This is a genomic window from Bacillus sp. FJAT-49736 (genome assembly GCF_018343615.1).
In the GTDB taxonomy this organism is placed as follows: Bacteria; Bacillota; Bacilli; order Bacillales; family Bacillaceae_C; genus Margalitia.
The window spans coordinates 492889-518188 of record NZ_JAGYPI010000001.1 but is presented as its reverse complement, the minus strand read 5'-3'; the positions used below and the strand labels follow the sequence as shown (position 1 = coordinate 518188).

Annotated in this window: 22 protein-coding genes; 7 read left to right on the top strand and 15 right to left on the bottom strand. The window is 33.8% G+C overall.

Annotation, left to right across the window (positions count from 1 at the left end):
• Positions 1 to 30: 30 nt before the first annotated feature.
• Genes KHA87_RS02900 through KHA87_RS02885 form a run of 4 tightly spaced genes read right to left on the bottom strand, consistent with a single transcriptional unit; the run spans position 31 to position 4149 of the window.
• Positions 31 to 1020 (bottom strand): glycosyltransferase family 4 protein, encoded by a 990-nt coding sequence (locus tag KHA87_RS02900; protein ID WP_213092604.1) that lies wholly within the window; start codon positions 1018 to 1020, stop codon positions 31 to 33.
• A 1-nt stretch (position 1021) separates the two neighbouring features.
• On the bottom strand, positions 1022 to 1966 hold the full coding sequence (locus tag KHA87_RS02895) for an NAD-dependent epimerase/dehydratase family protein (RefSeq protein WP_213092603.1): 945 nt from the start codon (positions 1964 to 1966) through the stop codon (positions 1022 to 1024).
• Positions 1963 to 3045 (bottom strand): Gfo/Idh/MocA family protein, encoded by a 1083-nt coding sequence (locus KHA87_RS02890; protein WP_213092602.1) that lies wholly within the window; start codon positions 3043 to 3045, stop codon positions 1963 to 1965. Before KHA87_RS02890 ends, KHA87_RS02895 begins: the two co-directional genes overlap by 4 nt.
• Complete coding sequence (locus KHA87_RS02885; RefSeq protein ID WP_213092601.1) at positions 3046 to 4149, bottom strand: DegT/DnrJ/EryC1/StrS family aminotransferase; 1104 nt, start codon at positions 4147 to 4149, stop codon at positions 3046 to 3048. It lies immediately after the preceding gene.
• 369 nt (positions 4150 to 4518) lie between these two features.
• Here KHA87_RS02885 and KHA87_RS02880 point away from each other — a divergent pair, with 369 nt between their 5' ends.
• Both KHA87_RS02880 and KHA87_RS02875 read left to right on the top strand, forming a co-directional pair.
• Positions 4519 to 5805, top strand: coding sequence for a nucleotide sugar dehydrogenase (locus tag KHA87_RS02880; protein WP_213092600.1), 1287 nt, complete (start codon positions 4519 to 4521; stop codon positions 5803 to 5805).
• A gap of 228 nt (positions 5806 to 6033) precedes the next feature.
• The gene (locus KHA87_RS02875) at positions 6034 to 6960 is read left to right on the top strand and encodes a C40 family peptidase (RefSeq protein WP_213092599.1); all 927 of its coding nucleotides are present in this window, start codon (positions 6034 to 6036) and stop codon (positions 6958 to 6960) included.
• A gap of 133 nt (positions 6961 to 7093) precedes the next feature.
• Here KHA87_RS02875 and KHA87_RS02870 read toward each other — a convergent pair whose 3' ends face one another.
• Together KHA87_RS02870 and KHA87_RS02865 are read right to left on the bottom strand one after the other, a co-directional pair.
• Entirely contained in the window at positions 7094 to 8482 is a 1389-nt protein-coding gene (locus KHA87_RS02870; RefSeq protein WP_213092598.1) for a UDP-N-acetylmuramoyl-tripeptide--D-alanyl-D-alanine ligase, read from the bottom strand.
• A 114-nt stretch (positions 8483 to 8596) separates the two neighbouring features.
• Positions 8597 to 9391 carry a YheC/YheD family protein gene (locus KHA87_RS02865; protein WP_213092597.1) on the bottom strand — a complete coding sequence of 265 codons (795 nt, stop codon included), beginning with the start codon at positions 9389 to 9391 and terminating at the stop codon, positions 8597 to 8599.
• A gap of 253 nt (positions 9392 to 9644) precedes the next feature.
• On the opposite strand from KHA87_RS02865, the gene KHA87_RS02860 reads away from it, so the two are divergent.
• Positions 9645 to 11000 carry a YheC/YheD family endospore coat-associated protein gene (locus KHA87_RS02860; protein ID WP_213092596.1) on the top strand — a complete coding sequence of 452 codons (1356 nt, stop codon included), beginning with the start codon at positions 9645 to 9647 and terminating at the stop codon, positions 10998 to 11000.
• 132 nt (positions 11001 to 11132) lie between these two features.
• Here the strand turns inward: KHA87_RS02860 and KHA87_RS02855 are convergent, their stop codons facing one another.
• The 3 genes from KHA87_RS02855 to KHA87_RS02845 all read right to left on the bottom strand — a co-directional run bounded on the left by KHA87_RS02855 (position 11133) and on the right by KHA87_RS02845 (position 14558).
• Positions 11133 to 12434, bottom strand: a complete 1302-nt coding sequence (locus KHA87_RS02855; RefSeq protein WP_213092595.1) for a YheC/YheD family protein — start codon at positions 12432 to 12434, stop codon at positions 11133 to 11135.
• 97 nt (positions 12435 to 12531) lie between these two features.
• Positions 12532 to 12972 carry a hypothetical protein gene (locus tag KHA87_RS02850; protein ID WP_213092594.1) on the bottom strand — a complete coding sequence of 147 codons (441 nt, stop codon included), beginning with the start codon at positions 12970 to 12972 and terminating at the stop codon, positions 12532 to 12534.
• A 122-nt stretch (positions 12973 to 13094) separates the two neighbouring features.
• Positions 13095 to 14558 (bottom strand): Mur ligase family protein, encoded by a 1464-nt coding sequence (locus KHA87_RS02845; RefSeq protein WP_249310088.1) that lies wholly within the window; start codon positions 14556 to 14558, stop codon positions 13095 to 13097.
• A gap of 148 nt (positions 14559 to 14706) precedes the next feature.
• Here KHA87_RS02845 and KHA87_RS02840 point away from each other — a divergent pair, with 148 nt between their 5' ends.
• Positions 14707 to 15942, top strand: a complete 1236-nt coding sequence (locus KHA87_RS02840; protein WP_213092593.1) for an ATP-grasp domain-containing protein — start codon at positions 14707 to 14709, stop codon at positions 15940 to 15942.
• 58 nt (positions 15943 to 16000) lie between these two features.
• Here KHA87_RS02840 and KHA87_RS02835 read toward each other — a convergent pair whose 3' ends face one another.
• Positions 16001 to 18178, bottom strand: a complete 2178-nt coding sequence (locus KHA87_RS02835; RefSeq protein ID WP_213092592.1) for a YheC/YheD family protein — start codon at positions 18176 to 18178, stop codon at positions 16001 to 16003.
• Between the two features lie 657 nt (positions 18179 to 18835).
• Between KHA87_RS02835 and KHA87_RS02830 the strand changes: the two genes are divergently transcribed.
• Positions 18836 to 19684, top strand: coding sequence for a UDP-3-O-acyl-N-acetylglucosamine deacetylase (locus KHA87_RS02830; protein ID WP_213092591.1), 849 nt, complete (start codon positions 18836 to 18838; stop codon positions 19682 to 19684).
• Between the two features lie 29 nt (positions 19685 to 19713).
• The gene (locus tag KHA87_RS02825) at positions 19714 to 20403 is read left to right on the top strand and encodes a WbqC family protein (protein WP_213092590.1); all 690 of its coding nucleotides are present in this window, start codon (positions 19714 to 19716) and stop codon (positions 20401 to 20403) included.
• 59 nt (positions 20404 to 20462) lie between these two features.
• Here KHA87_RS02825 and KHA87_RS02820 read toward each other — a convergent pair whose 3' ends face one another.
• The 4 genes from KHA87_RS02820 to KHA87_RS02805 form a co-directional block, all read right to left on the bottom strand.
• A complete protein-coding gene (locus KHA87_RS02820) occupies positions 20463 to 20933 on the bottom strand; it encodes a hypothetical protein (RefSeq protein WP_249310086.1) in 471 nt (156 codons plus the stop codon).
• A 244-nt stretch (positions 20934 to 21177) separates the two neighbouring features.
• Positions 21178 to 21525 (bottom strand): YkgJ family cysteine cluster protein, encoded by a 348-nt coding sequence (locus tag KHA87_RS02815; RefSeq protein WP_213092589.1) that lies wholly within the window; start codon positions 21523 to 21525, stop codon positions 21178 to 21180.
• 271 nt (positions 21526 to 21796) lie between these two features.
• Complete coding sequence (locus tag KHA87_RS02810; RefSeq protein WP_213092588.1) at positions 21797 to 22801, bottom strand: serine hydrolase domain-containing protein; 1005 nt, start codon at positions 22799 to 22801, stop codon at positions 21797 to 21799.
• Entirely contained in the window at positions 22798 to 23937 is a 1140-nt protein-coding gene (locus KHA87_RS02805) for an acyltransferase family protein (protein ID WP_213092587.1), read from the bottom strand. Before KHA87_RS02805 ends, KHA87_RS02810 begins: the two co-directional genes overlap by 4 nt.
• Before the next feature lie 164 nt (positions 23938 to 24101).
• Between KHA87_RS02805 and KHA87_RS02800 the strand changes: the two genes are divergently transcribed.
• A complete protein-coding gene (locus tag KHA87_RS02800; RefSeq protein WP_213092586.1) occupies positions 24102 to 24257 on the top strand; it encodes a hypothetical protein in 156 nt (51 codons plus the stop codon).
• Positions 24258 to 24381: 124 nt separating this feature from the next.
• Here the strand turns inward: KHA87_RS02800 and KHA87_RS02795 are convergent, their stop codons facing one another.
• Complete coding sequence (locus tag KHA87_RS02795) at positions 24382 to 24921, bottom strand: GNAT family N-acetyltransferase (RefSeq protein ID WP_213092585.1); 540 nt, start codon at positions 24919 to 24921, stop codon at positions 24382 to 24384.
• Positions 24922 to 25300: the final 379 nt, after the last annotated feature.

Below are 25300 nucleotides of genomic sequence, written 5' to 3'. Positions count from 1 at the left end.
TCTTCTAATGCACTGTTTTTTTATGAAAGTCTAATCATTTAATTGTGAGTATATATTAAGTAGTTTTTCCACAACCACATCATGTGAATGAACATTTTCAACATATTTTCTGCCCTTTTTTCCAAGCTCTATCCGCAGCTCAGGATGGTGAAGCAGCAGTTTTATATTATCGTACAATGTGTCCGGATTAGTATTTACAATCGGCAAATCTTCAGGAAAGGTGTTGATTAAATCCGGGCGAATATACGTTAAGACAGGTTTTCCGAGCGCCATTGCTTCAACACTTAAGAGTCCATAGGAACCACATAAAAATTGATCGACAATAATATCGGCCTCTCTATAAAGCTTGATTGCTTCCTCGTGATTCATTTTCTCAATCATCACAAATTCAAAGTCAAATTCCTCTTTTAAGACTTCTATTGCCTTTTCTACATGTTGCGTACCTTTGAAATCCCGATTAGTCGGGGCATGCAATAATAGCGGACGTTTTTTATCGAAGGCTGGAAAATGCGGATGAAAATGTACTAGATCTATAGCAATCGGCACAACGTGAACTTTTTCATAATAATCTTTTACATAATCGTATACCTCATAATCCTGAACAATAGCTTCTTTAATGAATGTGGTAATCGTCTTCAGTTTTTCATGAATTACTTCGTTTGGAGGCGAATCCCCTGTATATACAAATGGATTATGATTCCGAGCTTTGTCATGGAACCTGACATCGTTCCCCCAGTGATGCATGACCATTTTCTTACCAAGTCTTTTTAATTCCGGTAAATCAGATAAATCTCTGAAGATAGAGCTGCCATAATGAAAATGGAACAAATCAAAGGTATCACAAATTTCTTCAAAACTTTCTTCTAAACCTGGCTGATCCGTATTAATTAAACAGTCTTCATATCCAAGATAAGAATGAAAAGTATTATAACCAATGGAATAATGACCTTTTTTATTTAATGCACTGCTTAAAATGCCCATTTGTCCAGCAATTTCAACTGTGCCATGAAATATTTTCATTTTAATCCCCACCATGAAGCCAAGTATATGTTTTTGCAAGACCTTCCATTAAAGAATGCCTGCAGTGCCAATTCAACTCTTTTTTAATTTTGTCTGCTTGTATACAACGACGCTCGACTACATCCACTTTTCGTTTTGGTTCAAATTGTAATGCAGCATTTTCTTGATTGGTAACATTTTGAATTGCTTTAGCAAGGTCTAATACACTCGTTTCTGATCCTGTTCCGACATTATATATTTGATTAATAGATTTTGCAGAACTAGCTGCAATGATAACGGCATCCATCGCATCTTCCACAAAGGTAAAATCTCTTGTTTGTTTTCCATTCCCATAAATAATCATAGGTTCATTCCGATCGATTGCTTCAAAGAACTTCGCTACTACACCGCAATATGGATTGGAGGAAAGCTGGCCAGGTCCATATACATTGGAAAATCGCAGAATGGTAATTGGCATTTGATACATTTCGGAATACACATGGCAATAGTGCTCCATCGAAAATTTACTTGCTGCATATGGAAGCTTAATATTGTAATAGGATTCTGGTGTAGGTAAAGTAGAGGCTTGACTATAGATAGATGTAGTAGAAGCGTAGATAAATTTCTTTAGTTTAGGACAATATTGTTGCGCCTTTTGAAGAAGCAAATATCCTCCATACAAATTCGTATTAAAATCATCATCCATGCTTTCTACGGATAGTACTAGGTTTTTACATGCAAAATGAAAAATATATTCAACTTTTGGTAGAACTTCTTCTAGAATATCTCCATTCGTTATACTATCTTCATACAAAGTTATCTTATCAGACGATGGTATCGCTTTTTTATTTCCTGTAGAAAGATTATCAATTATATAAATGTGTTTGCTAATCGGTAATAGCCTTTTTACCAGTTGTGAACCTAAAAACCCTGCACCGCCCGTTACTAATACATTTCCAAATTTCATTTTCTTCTTCCCTCCTTATTTTTCATTTCAACAGTGGCAAAAGATTTAATAGGTAGCTTAACAGGACTTTGGGATAAAGAGGATTGGTAAATACCAAAAATGATTTCCAAAGCTTTTTTTCCCTCTATTCCATCAACTAAGATATTCTTATTATGATCACTTAAAGCATCTATAAAATTATCATACATATAAACTTCCTCGTTATTATCTTTTAAAAGAGTATTAACTTCATTAAAATCAGTTTCTTCACTTTCTATAAACCAACGTGAAATTTTATTTAAGGAAGAACCTTCCACAGAAATGGTTCCCTTATCCCCAAAAATTGCTAATGAATACCCTAAATTATTTGGCTTGGTGACAATATTTGCTTCTATTATTCCTTTTGCTTGATTATGAAAATGTATAATCCCTAATGCTACATCTTCTGTTTCCTTCTCTTCCCTTTGACAACTTAACTCCCCATATACAGTCTTAGCATCACCTAAAAACCATTGCAGAAGATCCACCAAATGAATCCCTTGGTTAACCAACATGCCGCCATCTGTCTCCCAACTCCCCCTCCATGCAGCAGTTTTATAGTAATCCGGTGTACGGTTAATTCGAATCGAAGCTACTCCTAAATAGGGCTTGCCGATTTTCCCTTCTGCGATGATGTCTTTCATTTTTTGCATTAATGGGCGAAATCGAAGCTGGTGACATATCATCAATTTCTTATTTTGCTGTTTGGAAAGCTGTATTAAATGATCGGCTTCCCCAACTGATAACGCCATCGGTTTTTCCAATATGACATGCTTGTCGGCAAGCAATGCCTTTTTGCAAATATCATAATGAAGACTTGATATTGTGGCTATGATGATGGTATCTATCTCAGAATCCCCCAACATTTCCTCATAATTTCCATAATGCTTAACCTGTCTTTCTGCCCCTAATTGTGAATGATAATAATGAACTGCTTCCTCCATTCTGATTGTTTGAATATCGCTAACAGCAGCTAATTCCGCTCGTTTACACCTTACAAGTGCATCCAAATGACTTCTTGAAATATAACCGCAACCAATTAAACCAAATCGGATAGACAATTAATTCCCTCCGCTCTGAAGAAGTATGGAAATGATATAATCCTGCTCAGCTTCTGTTAAAAAAGGATGCATTGGTATGGCAAATAGTCGATTTTGTAGGGATTCTGCAACTGGAAAATCTCCTACGCTGTAATTGAGGTGCTTATATACTTCCTGAAGATGAAGACAAAGTGGATAATATATACCTGATTGAATATCTGCTGCTTTAAGAGCGTCCATCATCTTCTCTCTCTTATCAGATCCAATACAAAACAAGTGATAAATATGGGTCCGATCATTTGCTTCCATAGGTAAATCCAAATGACTAACATTAGAAAGATATTTCCTATATCTTTCTGCCCATTCCCTACGTTTTGAATTCCAGCCATCAATTTCATTCAAGTTCACTAGTAGGATTGCTGCATGTATTTCATCGAGTCTACTATTGTATCCAATTTTGTCATGATGATATTTCTTTGTAGTTCCATGGGTGCGGAGTTTTCTTAACGTCTCAGCAAGTTTCCTATTGGATGTTGTTATAGCCCCACCATCCCCCAATGTACCAAGATTTTTAGTTGGAAAGAATGAAAAACAAGCGGCATCTCCGAGACTTCCAATAGGTTTTCCTTGATAAGTGGAGCCAAAAGCTTGACAAGCATCTTCAATAACGACAAGATTGTGTTTTTTTGCAATTCCATTAATTTCTTCCATATCTGCCGGCTGTCCAAATAAATGAACAGGAATAATTGCCTTCGTCGCCGGAGTAATTCTTTTTTCAATTTCCATTGGATTAATATTGAAGGTGACCGGATCTACATCAGCGAATACGGGGGTAGCTCCAACTCTGGATACTGCTTCTGCAGTTGCAAAAAAAGAAAAAGGTGTAGTAATTACTTCGTCCCCTTTTTCAATCCCAAGTCCTTCTAAAGTAAGGACTAGTGCATCAGTACCATTGGCAACCGTAATCGCATCAGATACATTTAATTTTTCAGAAATTTTTTTCTCCAATTCCTCAACCTTTGATCCTAATATATAATTCCCACTGTCAATGACCTTTTCTAACTCCAATAAGATTTCATCCTTCATAAAGTGAAATTGACGCTGTAAATCTACAAGGTTAATCATAATACATCTCCCTATTTCTCCTAAATTTCATCCTTAAAATCCGATTATGTCCGAATAAATATTTCATTCCGCTAAAAGTTTATATGTCTACATAATTTATGAGTTTTCTTTAAAACAAGACACGGCAATAACCACGTTTTTAAGCTTTTTCCCTTATCAAACAAAATTGGGTTAGGAGTGGTTAAGTTTTTTAAATTAGATTCTTCTAATTAAAAAGCCTGTTCTTAAGTAAAGAATGTGTAGATTACTAGGATACTTGTATCAATACATTTGCCTTTTTTCTAACTCAGATGTTGTCTGTCTATCCCAATCCATCATCTATGGAATAGGTTAAATAGAATTAAGTTAGAGAAGAGGTGATAGATGAAAATGAATAATAAAATCGCTGTAATTGGTCAAGGATTTGTAGGGCTTCCATTATCTATCATGCTTGTAGAAAAAGGCTTCCATGTTATAGGGATTGATTTAGATAGGGAGAAAATTGCAAGCTTAAATAATTCGAAGAGCTATATCGGGGATATAGACGACAATAGACTAAAAAAAGCAAATAGGAGCCATCGTTACAAGGCAACTTCTGATTTTGACGTGATGACAGGGGTTGATACCATTATTATTTGTGTACCGACTCCACTGACGGAACAGCATGAACCGGATTTACGTTATGTTATAAGTGCTGGAGAGGAAATTCAAAAGAGACTCCAAAAAGGGCAATTAGTTATCTTAGAAAGTTCGACATTTCCGGGTACGACAAAGGAAGTATTGCTGCCAATTCTTGAAAAAAGCGGATTAAAAGTGGGAGCGGATTTCTTCTTGGCAAACTCACCAGAAAGAATAGATCCGGGCAATGATAAATATGAAATAGATGATATACCCAAAGTAGTTGGTGGAATAACAGATTATTGTAAAAATAAGGTTATCTCACTTTATCAAAATATTTATCATACGGTAGTTCCTGTTTCTTCGACTGAAGCCGCAGAACTCACTAAATTGTTAGAAAATACATTCCGCTTTATTAATATTTCTTTTATTAATGAAATGGCCATTCTTAGTGATCATTTAAATACGAATATTTGGGAAGTAATTGAAGCAGCAGCTACAAAGCCATATGGATTTACTCCATATTATCCAGGTCCTGGAATAGGCGGCCATTGTATTCCAGTAGATCCGCTTTATCTTCAATGGAAATTAGAGCAAATAAAAACAAGCAGTGAGTTCATTACCCTTTCAGATTCTACAAACAGAAAAATGATAGACTATATTGTTACACGCACAGAAGAACTATTAAAAACTTATAGTCCAACTAAATCACCCAATATCCTAGTGTATGGTATAACATACAAAAAAGATGTAGCGGATACCCGAGACTCTCCTTCCCTCCTGATAATCGAAAAACTCCGAATAAAAGGGGCAAATGTACAGTATCATGACCCATTTGTTCCTTCCATAAAAATTGGCGAAGAGGTATATACAAGCAAACCATTGACAGCAAACAATTTAAAAGATTCGGACATCGTCCTAATCTTGACAGACCATACTTCCATCCCATTGAATAAGATTATCGAAAATGCATCATTAATATTTGATACAAGAAATGTCACAAATCAATATAGAAACAATAAAATAATTAGGCTTGGTGATGGAGGGAAAATTAGCTAGATTAATATTTCCGTTCATAGTAGAAAGAGATGGCGAAAAGCCATCTCTTTTTTTCTTGTTATGGTTTTGTAGTAATGTAATTAATCTGTAAATGTAGCTGTTACACCATATGGGACAAGGCGTGCAGGAATCCATAAAGATCGCAGAAATAATTGCCAGTTAAAACTCCAAACTTCGCTATGTTAAAATCAAGTCGACTCATCAATCAGACTTTTGGAGGTTACGCTAATGAAAAAACATCTCGCAATTACAGCTCTAGCGGTTACACTAGGTCTAGGTTCAATAGCTGTTCCTGTTCAAAAAGAAACGAAGGTTTCAGCTGCTACAGTTAGTACACAAAATAATAATCAAGCTGTCCAAGCAAAAGCAGATCAATTAATACAGACTGCTAAAGGTTTGATTGGAAAAGCGACTTACAGTAACACAGTATATAAACCAACTTACCCTTATAAATTCTCATGTGCATCTTTCATGATGTATATTTTTGAAAAAAACGGCGTTGATTTGGCTACTTATAACGAAGACTATATGGTTAAACAAGGAACGTATGTACCAAGAAGTCAATTACAAAAAGGCGACTTAGTCTTCTTTAAGAGTAAAAAAACTGGTACAGATCCAGATCACGTAGGAATGTATATTGGTAATAATAAAATTATCCATATGGCCGATCCCCAACAAAATATCGTTATATCAGACATGAGCAGCAAACCTTACTATACGGACAGCTATTATTCAGCAAGAAGAGTCTTACCAACCTTGCTGCCATCGAATCCTGCTACTAAAGGCGACAACATTGTTCAACTTGCATACAATTTAAAAGATAAAGTTACTATGGGAAATATCAATGATGAAAAATCTTTAAAATTCACGAGTTTAGGATTAGTCAATTATATTTATAAAAAATATGGTGTTACCCTAAAAACTACTTCTGTAAAAGACTTAATGAAAAATGGAACTACTGTTTCAAAATCAAGCTTAAAAAAAGGGGACTTAGTCTTTTTTAACAGTGTATCAGGTTCATCTACACCATCCACATTTGCCATTTACGCAGGTGACTCTAGACTCATAATTCCAAGCTCAACAGGTGTTACATCAAGAGTCATGTTTGTTGATTTTTACACTCAGCATTATTTAACAGCAAAACGTGTATTTTAAAACTTCCCTTAAAAACAAAGTAATATTACTTTAATGTAAGAATGTATTCCATGTATTCCATTACTATATTAATGAAAGAACAAGGTGGGACCATTAGGTTCTACCTTGTTCTTTTATTTATTCATTAAGATTGTTATTCATTCTTCTTTAATTCGTTAGCAAAATCAATCATGGAACGACTGGACATAGGACCTTTGATCAGCAAAAGAGAACCAGAATCGAGAATAGGATCTACAACTTCTCTAACTCCATTGACATTATAAAATTTATAAACTTTCGCCTTTGTACCATCTTCTATCGCTTGGTTTGCGATTTCCTCCGCCTTTTTTCCAATGGTAATTAGAGTATGAATATTTCTCTTGGCAACCATGCTTCCAATTTCACGATGATACTTCTTTTCGAAATTTCCCAATCTATTAATATCACCCAAAACAAGAATGACTTTCTTATCTTTTCCGATGGAATCAATAACTTTTAATGCTGCCTCCACACTAGTCGGATTATTTGTCCAAGTATCGTCAATAATAGTACTTCCACCTTTTCCAATAGAAAATTCCAAATGTCGCATCATATTATGATAAGTTGCTAAACGAGAAATTGCATCCTCCATCGTCATGCCTATTTCCGTTACTGCTGCAAGTGCAGCAAGTGCATTAGACACTTGGTGTTCTCCATAACCAGGTACAAAAACTTGATAAGTTTTATTCGAATAATGGAGAGTAAAATCCATACCACCTTTTGCATAAGTAATATTGGAAGCTCTAAAGTCTGACTTTTTATCCTTGCCAAAATAGAGAATTTTTCCTTGAAACGAATCTAACTTCACTTTTTTCGTATTTTCATCATCGGCATTTAATATTAATGTGCCACCTTTTTTAATTCCTTCAACGATCTCTGATTTCGCCTTAATGTAACCTTCTAGATTTCCACAACCATCTAAATGATGAACACCAATATTGGTTATAATACCTATTGTCGGTTGATAAATCATACACTGATGTTTAATATTACCCGAATTCCCCAATCCATGTTCAAATACTGCTGCATCTGTATTTTTATCAATTCCCATTAAATATGGAAAGGACCTTCTCGGTTCATTTTTACTGCTTTCCGAAGCATGTACATTATAATCCCTATTAAGGACATGTTTGATCATGTCTTTTGTTGTAGTTTTTCCACATGTACCTGTAATAGTCACGACGGGTATATTAAAAAGACCACGGTAGTAATCTATAAATTTCCAATATGCTTGAACTAAGCTTCTAACTTTAATGACAGTAGTATTAGAAAGTGCTTTTTTTAGTTCTTCATGGGGTAAATCAGTAACAACAAGGGACGGACCCATTTTATCAATTTCATTCCAGTTTACCACATTACTTCTGCTGACAAACATTAATGTATTTTGCATTGTGAGATCTTGCCGATTATAATAAATAGCGTTTCTGACCTTCCAATGTTCTGAACCCCTAATTAAGTCACCATGAAGTAACCTTCTAATTTCATTAACCGGTATAGGCTGCAATAAAGTTCCTCCTTTCTTCTAGATATATTATGAAAAGCAAGTTCTAATGGTATAGGTGATGAAACGAATATGCGCTAACCTATAGGTAGTCTTATAAAATTTCTAGAAATATAATTAATCATTTCTAATGTTGAATTCCTTATTTTGTAACTTTCTAATTTCAATAATTCTCTTCCATATTGCTTTATTCTCAATCTGAGCAAATCCGTTAATACCTGGAGTAGTATTTATTTCAAATAATACGGGTTTGCCATTAGGATCTAACCCAAAATCAATGCCGTATTCCCTGCAAGGAAAATGGGAGGAAATAACCTCTGCAGCGGATAAAGCAACTTTAGCTAAACAATCCATTACTTCTTTTTTCTTGGCTTGATCCATTTTCAAATGCAACGTCAACAATTCTTCAACGGTTATTACTTGAGAACCCCGATGGTAATTAAGAATTCCGCTATCTATTGTTGCCGGGGTTCCAATCTTTGCATTCATTCCACCAATAATCCATTTTCCTTCTAGTTTCTGAACATGAACACGAAGACAAAAGGGCAGCCCACTTGAAGAAAAGCTTTGAATACCCTCTTGAACGATATAATTTCCTAATCTACCTAATTTCTCAAATGGATGGAGGGTTTGATGAAATTCCTTAATTCTTTTTTCCGTCACACAGTTATTGATAGGTTCAGCCTGTATAGAAAAGCCATTATAACAAATGAGCCCATCTTGTTTGAAGACTTTAAAAATGCCTCTTCCTTGTCCAGAGCTGTTGTGTTTGACATAAACATACTTATAGCGATTGGTAAATTCCAATAAGTTTTCCAGACTATAAATATTCGTTTCAGGAATATGTTTCATCGTTAATTCGTTCATTTTCAATAATTCCATCTGCTCCCATTTCCCTAGTTGATTGGCCACAAAAAAAACACCTCTTTAGCATAGATTTATGTATTTTATGCAAGAGATCAATCTATATTGTGGGTAAGAGGAGGGTATGTATAATAGAAAAAGTCATGATTTCAAATTTAGTATATTTGCAGCATATTAAAATACCGTGAGTTTTCCTTTAAAAAGAATTTAGATTAGGGGAGTAAATCAATCAGGCCATTCCATCTAGATAAACATACAATGCATTTATATATGATTACAATTATGGTGGGAGGACTATCACTTGGGCAAAATTTTTAAGGCAGTACCAATATATAATTTGAATCAATGTTTATTTTTTCATCCTAACCAAAATAAATTAAATGACCAAACCAATCAAACAACCATAATTCACTTTGGACTTCAAAAAATGGAGGCTACATGTAAAATATTAAACACGTTAAAAGAGAATGAAATAGGTTTATCAACAACTATTATGGATAAGCTTCAACTCCCTTTAGGTGTTGATTATGAAATATCTGTTCAAAATGACGGTATGATTATAGGACCGTTTATAGGTTTGTTAGTTGCCGAAACTCAGGCTGAACTTAAAGAGAAAATAATTTATCATACTCGCATAATAAAACAATATCCGTTTGTCAAAGGGGTTATTGTACTGTTTGCGTGGGAAGGGATAGATCAAAAAACCAACATGATTACTGGCTATATATACAATCCAACTTCGCAAAAATGGGAAAATGGCATAATCCCATTTCCGGCAGTAGTAGTAAAAAAACAAATGATTTTGTCTACAAAAAGACAAAGATATTTAAAAAGTCTTTACGGGTCCCGTTTTTTTAACTCAGCCTACATTAATAAATGGAAAATGCATAATCTGCTTAGTTTAAACGAGGATATACTTCCACATCTACCCAAGACCTTTCTTTATGAAGAGCCTCTTGATATTTTAAAATATCTTAAAAAATTTCAGACAGTATATGTAAAACCTTTATCAGGTTTAAAAGGAAGAGGGGTTGAAAAATTCATCGTAGAACCTAATAAGTTTTGCGTTAAATTTCGTAAAAATACCGAAAACTTAGCCATAGAATTCTTTTCTGAAAAGGATTTACTTAATTATGTAGAAACTAAGTTTATAAGTAAAAAGTACATCATACAAGAAGGGTTAAATATAGAAATAGAAAAAAATCATCTCATTGATTTCCGAATTGTTCTTATAAAAGATCAGAGTGGACAATGGCAGGATGTGGGCATGGTGGGCAAAAAAGGGGTTGAAGAGAGTGTTGTTAGTAACCTTTCCAGCGGCGGAAAGGTAGAACCTGCAATTTCATTGCTTTCAACTGCTTTTCAACTATCCGAACCTGAAGTAGTAAACACCCGTAAAAAAATGTCAGAGGTTGCCATTAGCGTTGCAAAGGAAATTGATAAATATGAAACAATATGTAATTTTGGAATCGATATCGCGTTAGATAAAAATCATCATATTTGGTTGATTGAAGTTAATCATATTTCCCCAAACAATAATATGTTTTCTTTAATTGGCGATGATGATACGGTTACAAAAATTAGGGATGCGAGTATATTTTATGCCAAATATTTAGCTGGCTTCCCTAAAGTGAATCGTAATGAACAATCAAAATAATGGTGGAAATACGAGGAAATACTATGAACTATTTACTTGCAATAAAATGCAAAACCACAAGCTTTGTTACAAAAATGAACAAAGTTTGTGGTTTTTCTACTTTTATTTGCATTCATTGTTATTAATAAGGAATTATCTCCCTTTTCTAATGTTATTTAAAATTCTCCAATAAATATCCTTATTATGAAGTTGATAAAACATAGAGAGGTCTGGAGTATAATTTCCTTCAATAATCGACAGATTTCCTTGCTGTGTAATACCGATGTCAAACCCAATAATCTTAATATTTGTGTTATTTTGTTCCAGTTGTTTGGCTGCAATCAAACATACATCGTCTATTCTTTCTTGAAGTGTATTCATATTAATAGATGGAATATTGGAGTTACAAATTGCATCCTCCAGTGGCAATAGTTTTTGAGCTGCATTTGTAACAAAGAAATCCTTCCCTGCTACTTTAGTGACTTTTCCAGTTATTGTCCAATTCGAATCAACTTTTTGTGCAATGACTCTTACATCTATGGGACACCCATTTATAGATGCTAATGATAATTTTTGTTGAACAATATAGTTCTTTTTATAAAGAAATTTTTCTTCAATATACTGAAATGTTTCTTCAAGTGTCGATTTTATAATTTTTCTGTTTCCGGAATGAATTTCATAAATAAAATCGTTTGTGGAAATTTGGACAATTCCAATTCCGTTTTGTCCAATGCATGGTTTGATAATTATGTCATTATATTTATGGAGAAAATGCTGGAAGGTGAATTTTGTAAGTAAATCTGTGTCGGGGACATAGGAATGGAGAAAAGGATTATTCGTTAATGTATGGTGTTGACTCCATTTACTATTTGGTAAATGAAGATAAGTATCTTGTATCCAAATAGCCCCTTTAAGATCATACATAATATCTATTACAAGCGTATTGCATCTTGGAAAGTATTCTCCCAGTTTTGATGCGGCCAGGAGGGACAAGGCTTCTATCTTTTTTAAAAAACACATGTAGAAAAACTTCCCAAATACAGAACGAATTTTTTCTGTTTTTGAAGTAATAAACCACTTTTTCGTAGATGTATCTCTATGGACCGTAACATAATATTGAAAAGCATTCTGAAAAAAAGGGGAGGTCTGCTTTCCCTGGGTGATAATATGATATTTCTGTTTTATCTCGTTTTCAACGAGATATCGATAAAGAATTTTTTTATCCTCCAGTATTTTTTCTTTGTTATTAGATACTACCTTATATTTGTTATTCTCTAAGAAAACTTTAATATCACCTGGGCCAAAAGCAGGTTTAATTATGATAGATTTATATTTTTCTAGAAAGGAAAATAATGAAGCTTCCGTAAAAAGTTCTGTATCCACTAAATGCTTAGATAATGATGACTCCGTTTGTAAAATTTTAAATTGTCCAATTCGCCCCCTGCTTATGTTCAATTATCTCGTCCTCCTTTACCTGATATCTTTAATCCTTTATCTTACTCAGTATTTATAAAAAAAGCTCCCGGCAACTTATGCCGAGAGTTAAAACCTACTACAATTCCTGACAGCCTAATGCAACAATAGAGCCCTGAGGTACAGGTGCAGCACCATTTTGATTAAAGAAGCCTGTAATGACAAAGCTTTGAACATTATCATTTGCTGCGGTAGCAACCTGATCTCTAAATACTGCCGTAAACGGGAATTGTACACCGTTAACTAGTCCAGTACCTGTTACCGTAACGACACAGTTCTGCCCCTCCTGTTTACACGTTACAGAAGTAATAGCATTGGCAGTAAAGGTGAAGTTGTTAGCGCCTGGAGTTTCCGTGTCAACGAAAGTTAAAGAAAGTGTAGAAGTAGCAAGCGAAGTGACACAAACATCCGCAAGATATGTCAAGTCACCTCTTACAGTACCAGTTTGTCCTACAAATTTCACATTATTATTCATTGATACTGCATTTACTTCGACTCCACAAGGACAAATTACACCCATTCATAATCCCCCCTTTCTTTTAAGATACTTTAATATATTGATAGTTCAAAAAATCGACACGATGTTTGTCTTATGCTAAATTACATTTTTATAAAGCTTGGAATAAAGAATAGTAATGCATCCTAGTCCTTCATCCGCAATTTAGCAGCTAATTCGAAAATTGGTTTACTATACATATCACCTTTAATTAGGACAACTGTATTTTCATCCACTATTTTTTTTAAAAGATCATAAACAAGAATGTTATTGTTAAAGGAATACACTTCAGATATCAAGCCACTTTTCACTGCGCGGTCAGCCATAATACGTGCATGCATTCCAACTGTAATAAGAACATCTACCCCTTGTTTGCTAATAATCTCTCCTGCTTGCTCATGTATAACATATCCCCAGGACCCCAAATCAGTGATTGTCCCTAGTATTGCCACTCTCTTTTTATTTTTTCCTACTTCATTTAACACTTTTAAAGCTGCTTCCAGCGAAGTGGTAGTAATACTCCATGTGTCATCAAGAAGGATACTTCCATTCAGCCCTTTCAATAGCTGAATATGTTTGTTTAAATTTTGAAATGTTTTTAATCGTCCGGCAGCACGGGAAAGATCGTAGCCCATTTCATTAACAGCTGCAAGTGCAGCTAATGCATTATATACTTGATGTTCTCCAAGAACTGGTATATATACTGGATAAATTTCGTTGTTATATCGGACATTAAATCGCATACCGTCATTACAGTATTTAATATTGGTAGCTCTAAAATTACTAGATTGTCTTTTTCCGAATGTTATAACCCTTCCACGAAAATGTTGTAAATTAATTTTTTTACTATTTTTATCATCTGAATTCAAAATCAATACACCGGATTCATCAAGTATTTTTGCCATTTCTCCTTTTGCATTAATATATGCTTCTTGTGTTCTGCAATAATTCAAATGATGGGATCCAATGTTCGTAATGATTCCTATTGTTGGTTTGAAATATGTTCCAGCCCTCAACACATCTCCGGGAGCACCAACAGCAGCTTCAAATACTGCTGCTTCTGTATCATCATCAATATTAAGGAGGTATTGTAAATGAGCAGTACGAGAATTATTACTTCTATCTGTAGATGTGATAGTTTTCTCTGAAGATAGAATGTGACTAACCATTTCTTTTGTGGTCGTCTTTCCTGATGTCCCAGTAATAGCAACAACTGGAATCTTAAACATACTGCGATATTCATCCACGAATTTCCAATATGCTTCATACGTATCTTTTACTTTAATAATCGTAACATCTTCTAACTTTACATTTAGATTAAGCTGATTACATGTTACAAGAACAAGAGGAGAATATTTAATTAATTCATCCCAATTTGCAATGGTTGACTTAGAAAAAAATAAGGTATTTGGCTTCTTTATTTGTTTTAAATAGTAAGCACCATTTTCAACAATGATATCGTCAGAACCATGGACTAATATTCCATCTATAATAGTCCTAATATTCCGAACGGAGAGGGGTCTCATTAATTCATCTTCACTCCTTTCTATAGTTAAAAATATGTATCCTAATTCCTTTTGCTTGTACGAAAACCCTAAAGACATATTCATTATTTGAAATCGCAAATGGTAACTAAGCACTTTTTATATTTCTATAAACAGTACCTATATAGGATAAATAACCAAGCAAAAAGAGGTTATTTTCATAAATATATATAGCTGGTTGTTTACAAGAAGCGTAATTTGAGGAGTGGAGTATGTGAAAACAATTATCTTTATAGGTACAAATAAGTCTGGTTCGAGTAGAGAAGCACTGAAAACGGCAGAACGTTTAGGTTATTTTACGGTAGTTTTTACACAAAACAAAAAGCAAATAAAACAAAGAAAAGAATACACGGAAGTCCATGAAATGATTTATGTCGATATGAATGACCTTACAAAAATGAAGGAAGAAATAAATAAACTACTTTTGAGAGGAAAAGATATTAAAACCATTGTTAGTTTCATTGATTCATATGTCTATATAGCATCCATTCTTTGCGAGGAATATTGCCATAATTACTCCTCTCCTACGGCCAATAAGATAATGGAAGACAAGTTAGAAACTCGTTTATTTCTAAAAGATCAGCCTTACACACCAAAATTTCTAATCATTAACCCTAATGAACCATTTTCTTTAGAAACAATGGACTTCGCTTTTCCTGTTATGGTTAAATTTCCAAAATCAACAGGATCAAAAGATGTACTGTTTGCAAGTGATAGTAGACAATTAGAAAAACAATTAGCAGATCTTCAGGAAAAGAATCCAGATGAAATGATTATTATAGAAGAATATATAGAAGGAGATCAGTATTTAGTAGAAGCATTAGTGTACAAAAGCAAAATACACATTGCAGGTATTATGGAACAAGAAATTACAAAGGGTGAAAGATTTATCATTACAGGATATGGGGTATTGGCAAAAGCTCCAACAGAAATAAAAAAAGAAATCGAAGATGTATTAAAATCTGTAGTTTTACAATTAGATATAAAAGACGGTGCCTTACATTTAGAATTAAGACGCACCAACAACGGCTGGAAACTGATTGAAATCAACCCAAGAATTTCAGGTGGAGCAATGAATAGTATGCTTCAAGCAGCTTTTGGTTTTAATTTAGTAGAAGAAACACTTAAACTTTACTTAGGAAAAACTCCTTCTTTAGTAAAAAAATGTTCAAATTATGTATTTACTCAATATGTAATTGTTTCTAATAAAGGCACTTTAGAAAAAATTACTGGAAAAAATAAAGCACTAAAATCTCCCGGTGTTGTAGAAGTGTATGTAAAACCGAAAAAAGGAACTGTATTAACCCCGCCTTTATCGATGGGACACCGTTATGCTTATGTGATTGCAGCCGCGGAAAGCATGGCGGAAGCAAAAAAGCTTGCCAAAAGTGCTGCGAATAAAATAACCTTTCATTTAAATTCTTCGAAAACTAAAACAACGCCAGATTAATATGCTGACGTTGTTTTTTTATTTTCTGTATTATTTTTGAATCAAAAATCTTATTGAATTAGCCAAATGTCTGATCTAAAAATTTTACAGTATCAAACATATTGGTTTTACTTGCTCCTTTGACTAAAATGGTGTCTCCCCTTTTAATAATCTTTAATAAAAGTTCATGAAGCGCTTCTTTGTCGGTAAAATGATAGATATTTTGCTTTGGAAACCCTTTTCTCTCCGCCTGCTTACCGATTTCCTCCGTCTTATACCCATAGGTGATTAATATATCAATATCCTTTTCACAAATGTAATTTCCTAGTTTACGATATTCATCATCTCTAAGGTCTCCCAACTCCCTCATCTGTCCGATAATGGCTACTTTACGTTTGTTTCCAATATTGCATAGAACATCAATAGCCGCTTTTACTCCTTGGGGATGGGAGTGAACAGTATCATCTATGACGGTAATATTATCTTTACAACGATAAATTGTTAATCTTCTCGGCGGTTTTCTAAAGAGTAAACCTAATTTTATTTCCATTGGTGAAAGCCCTAAATAATCAGCAACTGCAATGGCATTAATTGCATTATAGACATGATGTTCTCCAAATATAGGGATAAACAAATCAATTTCTTGACCTTGTAACTTCATCTTAAATTCCATACCATTATCGGTATATTTAACATCGTAAGCACGATAATCTGCAGGAGACGACTTTATACCAGTTGTAATGATTCTGCCTTTAAAACGATCCGTTTCTAAATATTTGGAGTTTGGATCGTCCAAGTTAATAAATAGAACTCCTTTTTGATCCATGCCATGAATTAATTCAGATTTTGCCTTAGCCACTTTCCTTACGTCACCATCGAAATTCCCAACATGGGCAAGGCCAACATTTGTCACAATACTTATATTTGGCTTTATTATACTGCAATGTTCTGTAATAACCCCAGGATATGCCATTCCATATTCTAAAACAACCGCTTCATGTGAGTCATTAATTTCTAAAGCATGTTTTTTGGTATGCTCCGTTGTATTCCAATAGTCTTTGGATGAGAATGTGTTCCACTTTTTTGAAAGGATGGAGGAAAGAAAGGCTTTTGTTGTCGTCTTTCCAGCACTACCGGTAACAGCGATAATCGGTAGATCTCTTTTCTTGTTTTTGTCTCTAATACTTTGTAACTTCAATTCTTTAATTCTTTCCTTTATTTGCTTATTATTTTTTGCTAAATACATTGCATATCTGATTCCATTAATGACAACATCCATCTCTAAATAAAAGGCAGGAGGACAACCCGGTCTCCAATTAACTTCATATATCCATAATTTTAAATTCTCATCTAAGCCTACATCCACTCCAATTTCATCAATGACTTCCCCATATTTTATCATTTGAAGCTCATCTAAATGATTGGCTAAGGATAACGAAAAATGCTCCAGTGTTCTTCTAATATTATAGGCGTCATCTTTAAATTCTTGTTGTAAAAACGGATCTAAGTAATTGGTAAATCCACCGTTATTAATATTTGGAATAATAGATCCCATAGGTGCAACACGTGGATAAATCGTAGTAATAACCCATTTTCCTTCACCGTTTTTTTGGACATGGAGCCTAAAATCGTATACTTGCCCTGATTTAGTAATGGAACGAATATATGGTTGAATAATAAAGGTACCCGCTGAAAGCTTCGATTGAATAAATTCATTCAATTTTTGCCTAGAATAACGATCAGTATTTGTATCTTTTTTTACAAGGTAATAATCGTTCTCTTTAGATATAAAATATATTCCTTTTCCCTTTCTGCCATCGATTGGTTTAAATACGACAGTATTAAATGCATCCATAAATTTAAAAAATTCTTCGGTATTCTTTACAATCTCTGAGGGGATTAAATAATTGGAGAATTCTCCAGCCTCTCTTAACCTTTCGCTAATATTCCATTTATTCCCTATAGAGTGGGTAGTAAAAGGAATCTTTTCTTTTAATTTTTGGATAATGCCCTTGTACTGCGCTAATTTCTCGGGACTTCCAGCATTATAGATGACATCTGGAAATGGCATTATGCGTTCCACCCATTTTCCATTCTCATATACTTGTCCTCTTATAGAATTATTGGTAAAGTTCACGGTTTTTGGTGAAAAATAAAAAAAACGTGCCCCTTCCGCCTTAGCCACCGCCGCATACGCATATGATTTAATGACAGTTTTCGGGTCTTTACGATGATGAAGCATTCCTATTAATGTCATATAATAAACTCCTTTTTCTTATCTTTATTCCTTCTTTATATAATTCAATGAGTTATGCTTTTGATACGGACAGATGTTCAATTTTCATATAGAACAAGAATAATATCTTGAAGGCAATACTTTTATTAATGAATACACTTGTTTTTTATGCAATCGATAAAACGGAAAGTATAGGACTTTATTTATCCACAAATAGTTAAGCAAATTTGCTGCTGTCACTTTGCAATGCAGTACGTTTTTCTTCTTACTTGGCAAAAAAAAAAAAACAGGCATTTTACCATTTGCCTGTTTACTTTACTTTTCGCTTTCCACAGCCGCAGCCACTCTTTTTTACTAATTTTCCCTTAGGAGTTTTATTTAACGTTTTTGTGTATTGGGGCCGATCCGATGTATTCATAATTGGCTTCTTCATGTCCAAGGTGTTTCATCCTTTCCTATTGCTTTTTACTCTTGTACATATTTTATGAAGAAAGGAAAATGCTTGTTCATGTGTTAATCAATCAATTTCGATTAACTGTCTTAATCTAAAGTACAATACCGGCAATCCTAATATAAGAAGATGAAACATATAATATAAACAATGAATAATATTGATGAAGTAATGACTCCTCCTCTATTTCATTAAAAGTCTAAACATGTATATGAGGTGATTCTGAGGTGCAAAAGACAATTACATATACAACTGAGGTTTCAGGAATTGCTATAAATGGGCAATATTCTTCGCAGGTTATATTTGAACCTGCCGAACCAAATACTGGTATTATTTTCATTCGTAACGACTTACCAGAAAAGCCTGAAATTGAATGCAAACCTGAATATGCATATTTTAACAAACGATGGTCTTCCCTCACAAAACATGGAGTTACTATTGAGCATACTGAACATATACTTGCCGCTATACGAGGCTTAGATATTACCAATCTCCGTATACATTTGAACGGTCCATATGTACCTGTTGTTTCAGATTTCAGTAGTTTGGAATTTGTTCAAGCACTTTCAAAAGCCGTTCCAATTACTCAATCAAATCCAAAGAAATACAAGATTGTGAAGGAACCACTTTGGGTAATGGACTATTTCGAATCACCAGATGGGACTCGTCATGATTCCCTCCTTTTAGGACTCCCAGCTAGGCATTTTTCTATCACATATCTTCTAGACTATCCCGATCATATAATCCCTACCCAAATTGCCCATATTTCCACTATGAACGATTCTAACTTTTTATCAGAACTGGTAAAGGCGCGTTCATTTATTTTGGACCATGAATATAATGCAATGGTAGCACTTTTTGGCGAAAACATAGAGAATTGCTTAAAAATTCCAAGCGGTAATGCAAAGCTTCGTTGGAGTAATGAAATTGCTAGACATAAGCTGCTGGATCTAACAGGTGATTTAATGTTACTAGGACAACAAGTACAGGGGCAATTTATTGGATTTAGGAGTGGACATAAAATGAATATTGAGATGGTTCGATTATTGAGTAAAAATAAGGACTGGGATTTTTAAAATACTATAGATTGGTGTGTTCATTTTTCATGATTGTTGGGATTCATCAACCAAATTATTTACCTTGGATTGGATATTTTCATAAAATGCTTTCTTGTGATGTATTTGTGCTTTTAGACGATGTTCTGTGTTCTAATAAAGCCGAGCGAAGAAACGTGATTAAAGGATCGAACGGGATCGTATCTTTATCTGTGCCCGTTATAAATAAGAAAGCTTTAATTAAAGATATTCAAATAAAGAATGAATTAAATTGGAAGCACAGACACTTTAATTCCTTGCAAGGATGCTATGCTAAAACGGAGTATTGGGAACAAATCTCACCATCCTTACTTAAAATTTATCAACATTCAGGTTCAAAACTAATCGATATCAATTTAGAAATCATCCACTTTATTCGCGATTATCTAGGAATGAAAACACCAATAGTACGTTCTTCTGAATTAAGCGGTATTAAAGGTAAAAAGAATACGAAACTCATTAATATATGCAAATCGCTCGGTGCGGATATGTATTTATCAGGTAATGGCGCCAAATCATATATAGATGAGAATGATTTTCAAAATAATAATATTACAATTGTTTATCAAGAATTTGAGCATCCTGTCTATCCACAACGATGGGGAAAGTTCATACCGAATTTATCGATCATTGATTTACTACTGAATTGTGGTCCAAACTCAAAAAATTACTTATCAAAACAAATTATAACAAAACAATAGCCCTTATTAAGATAGAAAGGGCTATTTACTGCGTTGAATAAAAAATCGTTTCTTAATGCCTAATTACGTATTTTATCCTCTAATTTACTTATCCACTTATAGAACTGTATTAATATGCTCAGCAATATTATATCAAGTAAGCCTGAATACCAAATATTCCACCATCCGTATCGGAAGAACCCCCATGGCTTCGGTAATGTAGTTAGTTCTTCATATAATAGCAAAAAAATTAGCCAAATAAAGATATAATAAAGCCTTTTTTTTATAGGCTTTTTAAAAGGATACCATGCTAAAAATATAACATTTACCGGTTGAACTAATAAGAAATAGGCCGGAAGTGCAGAAAAATCAATGCCTTGAGTAAAATACCAATACCCATGGTATTTTAAAGAAACAAATACATCCCAAATTAATTGAAATGCAGTTGTAAAGCACCATATATGAACAACTTTGTTAGCCGACATTTTATGAGAGGCTTTAAATGCAACTAAATTGAAAATGAATGCTGATGTATAGAGAAGTATCATCATAACCCCTTATTACTTTTTTTTACATTTTTTGCATAAAGAGTTATTTCTATTCCTCCTTTAAGTCCAATCTTAAAAAAACTATCTTTTCCATATTAAAAGGAATTTTGCTTTTCCGCCCATGAACCATGGAAGGATTACCAATCTAGCAATCATGCATTCTAGTATTAAACTATATAAAATAGGACATCACTTTCATAACAATCAGACGAAAAAAATGTAGGTAGGTAAAAAATCTAAGGAGTTTTTATTTTATAAAATCGGACCATGTAAAATCTATGGAGAGAATTCCTATTGTTTTTTCGTTAAAAACAGGAACTTTTGTAGCTAATTCGGGTTTTCGAAAGCAAGCCATTCCTTTATAATACCCAAACATATTGCAGGCTTTAGGTCGTACGGAATAAATTCCACAGCGATCATGATCTAAATCATAAAAAATGCATGTTCCATGAAATCTCATTTGATTTTGTAACTCATCACGTGTTTTTCGAGGCATACTTTTTATCTTTTTTTTAATTCTCCTAAATTCCTGCTCGGTTATTGCAACTGGCCCACAGCATAATCCTCTGCATCCAGCACATGGTAATTGTTCCATACTTCCTCTCCTTCCAGATTAAATCTTGAAATCTACTTTTTATTATTATCATGTCCATTATATATAGTCAACAACAAAATATTTAATAATAACACAAAAATAATATTTTGTCAATACTTTTTTTGAATTTCATGTTGAATATAAATAATAACTTAGGATTTTCTGAAGGGAGGCAGCCCCTAATATACTTTCCCCATACATTTATATGCGAGGCTGCGATGAAACTATATGTATTTTTGGGATCATAAAAAAATTCCTGGCCATATTAGATTTACTGCTTGAAAGTATCTGCAACTAAATTACTAAATTCCCTTAAATAATAGAGGTAGTTATCCCCCCCATAGTTATATCGTTTATTATACATTTTGGCGACAACGACATTGTATTCCGGAATGACAAGAAGAGTGGGGCCAGTGATTCCTAAAATTTGATAGGAACCGCGCGGAACTCTTTCACCAATCTCGCTATTGGCAGCGGGAGTGCCTTGAACGTACCAAAACAAACCGTTTTGCGGAAGATTGTGATTATGGTAAATCGGACTTTGCATTTGGGTCGCCATATTAATTACTTCTCTTGGAACAATTTGCTTTCCATTTATCTTACCTTTATACAAATGAAGATTTCCCCATTGTGCGAACTCACGAGTTGATGTATATAGATTGGATTCTTTTCCATCATTGGTTTTTCCCAACTTGTAGCTGCCATAAGAATTGGGGTCAACAATTTCAGTTACTAAATTTCTATTTTCCTCCGTTTGCCATGATGTTTCTGTGAATCCCATTGGTACAAATACCTTTTCCTTTAATAGCTCGGGAAAGGTTTTATTAAAAAGTCTATTTACCAATTGCGTCATCATTAAAACATTTACTCCTCGGTATGCCCATCCTTGACCAGGTTCAAACTCTCTGAATATAGTACCATCCTCTGATTCATGTAATCCATGTGAATGCGTTACTAAATGCCTTATGGTCGTTTTTCCAAGTAAATGCTGATCCATATCATCAAAATAGCGAGCTGCGTAATCATCCAAGCTATTAATTTTACCTTCGAATAGTGCATACGCCACGACAAGACCTAAGTAGCTCTTTCTGGCAGATGCCACGTTAAATTGAGATGATTCACTAATCGGCATGGCCCCAGCTGCATTCGAATGATAGCCATTATAATATTCTAAAACGACTTCATTATCTTTTAAAATATATAATGAAGATGCGCTGCTATGATTTTTCACTCTAATATCCTCTAACCAATCTATTAATCTATCAAATTTCTTCAATTATAAGATTCTCCTTTATTTGCTGTTTGCATTTTGGAAATATCTATCTTTTTCATTCCAAATAAAATTCTTAATAGATTAACTCTCCTGATGATGAAATGATAACAAACCATGATGATAATAAAAGAAACGAAAGCAAGGAACATTATCTTTACCGGTATGGACCAAGAAACATCTCGAATAAAAAAACCTAGTACTACAATAATAGGTTGATGCAAGACGTAAAATGGCATGGATGCTTCACTACCATATTTCAAAAAACGATTTTTCATCGATAAATACTTATTCGCCAAAAAGAAGATACAAAGTACCCAGCTCCAGCAATTAAAGACACGAAGAGCAAAAAATAAATAATCTTGAACAGTGCCTTGCTGTGGCATCCCGTGTAAAGCCCAAACAATGAAGACAATAGATGTTAAAATCGCCATTATAAGGTGTGCTTTAATGGTAGATTTAATAGTTATTTGAAATGCTTCGCTGTAAAAAAAGTAATAACCATAAATAAAGATTAAGAGATAAAATACAATATCCCATCCACCTAAACTTTGCGTTTTGATTATCCCTGATAAAATAAGAATACAAGGAAGTAAAAACAGGTGCAGATTTCCAAATTTACTCCTCACAGTAACCCTTCTAAATATAGGCAATGTAAACAAAGAAAATACAATTAGTACTAGTAGGTACCATAGATGTAATCCAAAAAAGGCAAAATTCCCCGTCCCACCAATATCTAAGTACACTCCGTCAAAGTAGTGTGGAATAAATGCTAAAAATGACCCCTGGAATTGATGATGGGATACACGTTCCATATAAACCTGTGGTGGTGTTAAAATAAATACGCCGAATACAAGCGGCACAAATAATCGAATCATTCGTTCTTTAAGAAATTCAGTGTTTTTTCTTTTCCTCAAAGCATAAGCTACACCTATTCCTGACACGGCAAAAAAAATGGGCATCATCCATGCGCCAACGAATAAAGAGAATACTAATATGCTATTGGAATCCAACACATTATTTTTCACATGCCAAGGAAACGGATTAAAAAACATCGAGCAATGGTAAAAAAATACCCCTATTGTTGCAAGTACACGAATCCAATCTAAATCATATTGTCTTTTTAATGAAGTCTTGTTCATATTCCTCTATCACCTTTCCAATATTCACACTATAGAGTAATATAAAACTACTCTATTAATTCAAAAAAGACAATATTATTCTCTAAATTACTACTAAACAAAGAAGAAAAAACTGCCTCTAAGTTTTGGACTACAACCTTTTCCCTCCTTAGCGGATATGTATAATGACGTTATTAAGCTTTTATTCAAAAAGAAAGGATGAAAGGATGGATCCTATTATTCATTTTGAGGATCCATTAATTGCCCTTGGACCTTCATCAAAAGAATACTTCGATGTTTATGTGAAATGTAATACAAATAAAGCATCGTTTGGGATATAACCAAATGATGCTTCATTTTTGTACATACATCTAAACCTTTTAACCATTTACTTCTTGATTAAAATGGAGATAGCATTCCCACTTTTTTCTACAGTCTAATTCTCCATACAAAGATGATTGGTATTTAATTTCTATTATTTACAATGGCAAGGGTTAGGTGGTCCTCCCATTTGCCGTTAATTTTAACATTTTCCTTTGCAATTCCCTCCCTATGGAAGCCTGCCTTTTCCAAAACCTTAATAGATCCTTTATTATGTGGCATCACCCCTGCTTCAATTCTATGTAACTTCAATTCATTAAATCCAAATTGTACGGCGAGCTTAACAGACTCTGTCATATATCCTTTACCGTTATGCTTTTTGTCCAAATAGTAACCAATCCAACAGCTCTGGTAGTTCCCTCTTGCTATTTCAGAAAGCGTCACATTTCCAATTAAATGATTATTTTCCGATAAGAAGATTCCAAAGGAAAAACAACTATCCTGATTTGCCTGTGAAATGTATTTTTGTATTCTCTCCACCTGCCCTTCAATTGTGTAGAAACGTTCATCCCTTAAGGGAGTATACAGCTGAAAGAAATCTCGATTTTGATTTTCTAATTTAACCATTTCCTCTGCATCTGAAACCTCTAATAACTTAATATAAATACCTCGTTTTTTCTCCATTTGTCATCCTCCTTTAAAAATGTAAAAAGCCACAGGAACTCATTCCTGTGGCTTAAGTAATTCAATATTATAACGCCCCACAGGAAACGACCTGTGGTTTTGTTTATCCCACTACCTAATTAGAATTTCTAATCAAAGGTGTTCAGTCATTTTTATCTTAAATTAGACAGACCTCTCCCGTGATTAGCATTTGCAAAAAAAACAGAAGTTGAGTATCCTACGCCTTTAGATAAAGATTTCATTGATCTTTTTTTCATAACGATACCCTCCTCCACATTTCATTCGTTATAAGAATACCATTGAGATATGAATTTTGGCAATATTTTATTTTCAAGCCTGGTTCAGAATATGTATTCTTCAATAATCGAAGAAAATTACA

Excerpts from the sequence above, each read along its gene's own strand:
- KHA87_RS02900 (WP_213092604.1), bottom strand. The coding sequence starts at position 1,020 with ATGAAAATATTTCATGGCACAGTTGAAATTGCTGGACAAATGGGCATT.
- KHA87_RS02895 (WP_213092603.1), bottom strand. The coding sequence starts at position 1,966 with ATGAAATTTGGAAATGTATTAGTAACGGGCGGTGCAGGGTTTTTAGGT.
- KHA87_RS02885 (WP_213092601.1), bottom strand. The coding sequence starts at position 4,149 with ATGATTAACCTTGTAGATTTACAGCGTCAATTTCACTTTATGAAGGAT.
- KHA87_RS02880 (WP_213092600.1), top strand. The coding sequence starts at position 4,519 with ATGAATAATAAAATCGCTGTAATTGGTCAAGGATTTGTAGGGCTTCCA.
- KHA87_RS02875 (WP_213092599.1), top strand. The coding sequence starts at position 6,034 with ATGAAAAAACATCTCGCAATTACAGCTCTAGCGGTTACACTAGGTCTA.
- KHA87_RS02850 (WP_213092594.1), bottom strand. The coding sequence starts at position 12,972 with ATGGGTGTAATTTGTCCTTGTGGAGTCGAAGTAAATGCAGTATCAATG.
- KHA87_RS02845 (WP_249310088.1), bottom strand. The coding sequence starts at position 14,558 with ATGAATATGTCTTTAGGGTTTTCGTACAAGCAAAAGGAATTAGGATAC.
- KHA87_RS02835 (WP_213092592.1), bottom strand. The coding sequence starts at position 18,178 with ATGACATTAATAGGAATGCTTCATCATCGTAAAGACCCGAAAACTGTC.
- KHA87_RS02825 (WP_213092590.1), top strand. The coding sequence starts at position 19,714 with ATGATTGTTGGGATTCATCAACCAAATTATTTACCTTGGATTGGATAT.
- KHA87_RS02820 (WP_249310086.1), bottom strand. The coding sequence starts at position 20,933 with ATGATGATACTTCTCTATACATCAGCATTCATTTTCAATTTAGTTGCA.
- KHA87_RS02815 (WP_213092589.1), bottom strand. The coding sequence starts at position 21,525 with ATGGAACAATTACCATGTGCTGGATGCAGAGGATTATGCTGTGGGCCA.
- KHA87_RS02805 (WP_213092587.1), bottom strand. The coding sequence starts at position 23,937 with ATGAACAAGACTTCATTAAAAAGACAATATGATTTAGATTGGATTCGT.
- KHA87_RS02800 (WP_213092586.1), top strand. The coding sequence starts at position 24,102 with ATGACGTTATTAAGCTTTTATTCAAAAAGAAAGGATGAAAGGATGGAT.
- KHA87_RS02795 (WP_213092585.1), bottom strand. The coding sequence starts at position 24,921 with ATGGAGAAAAAACGAGGTATTTATATTAAGTTATTAGAGGTTTCAGAT.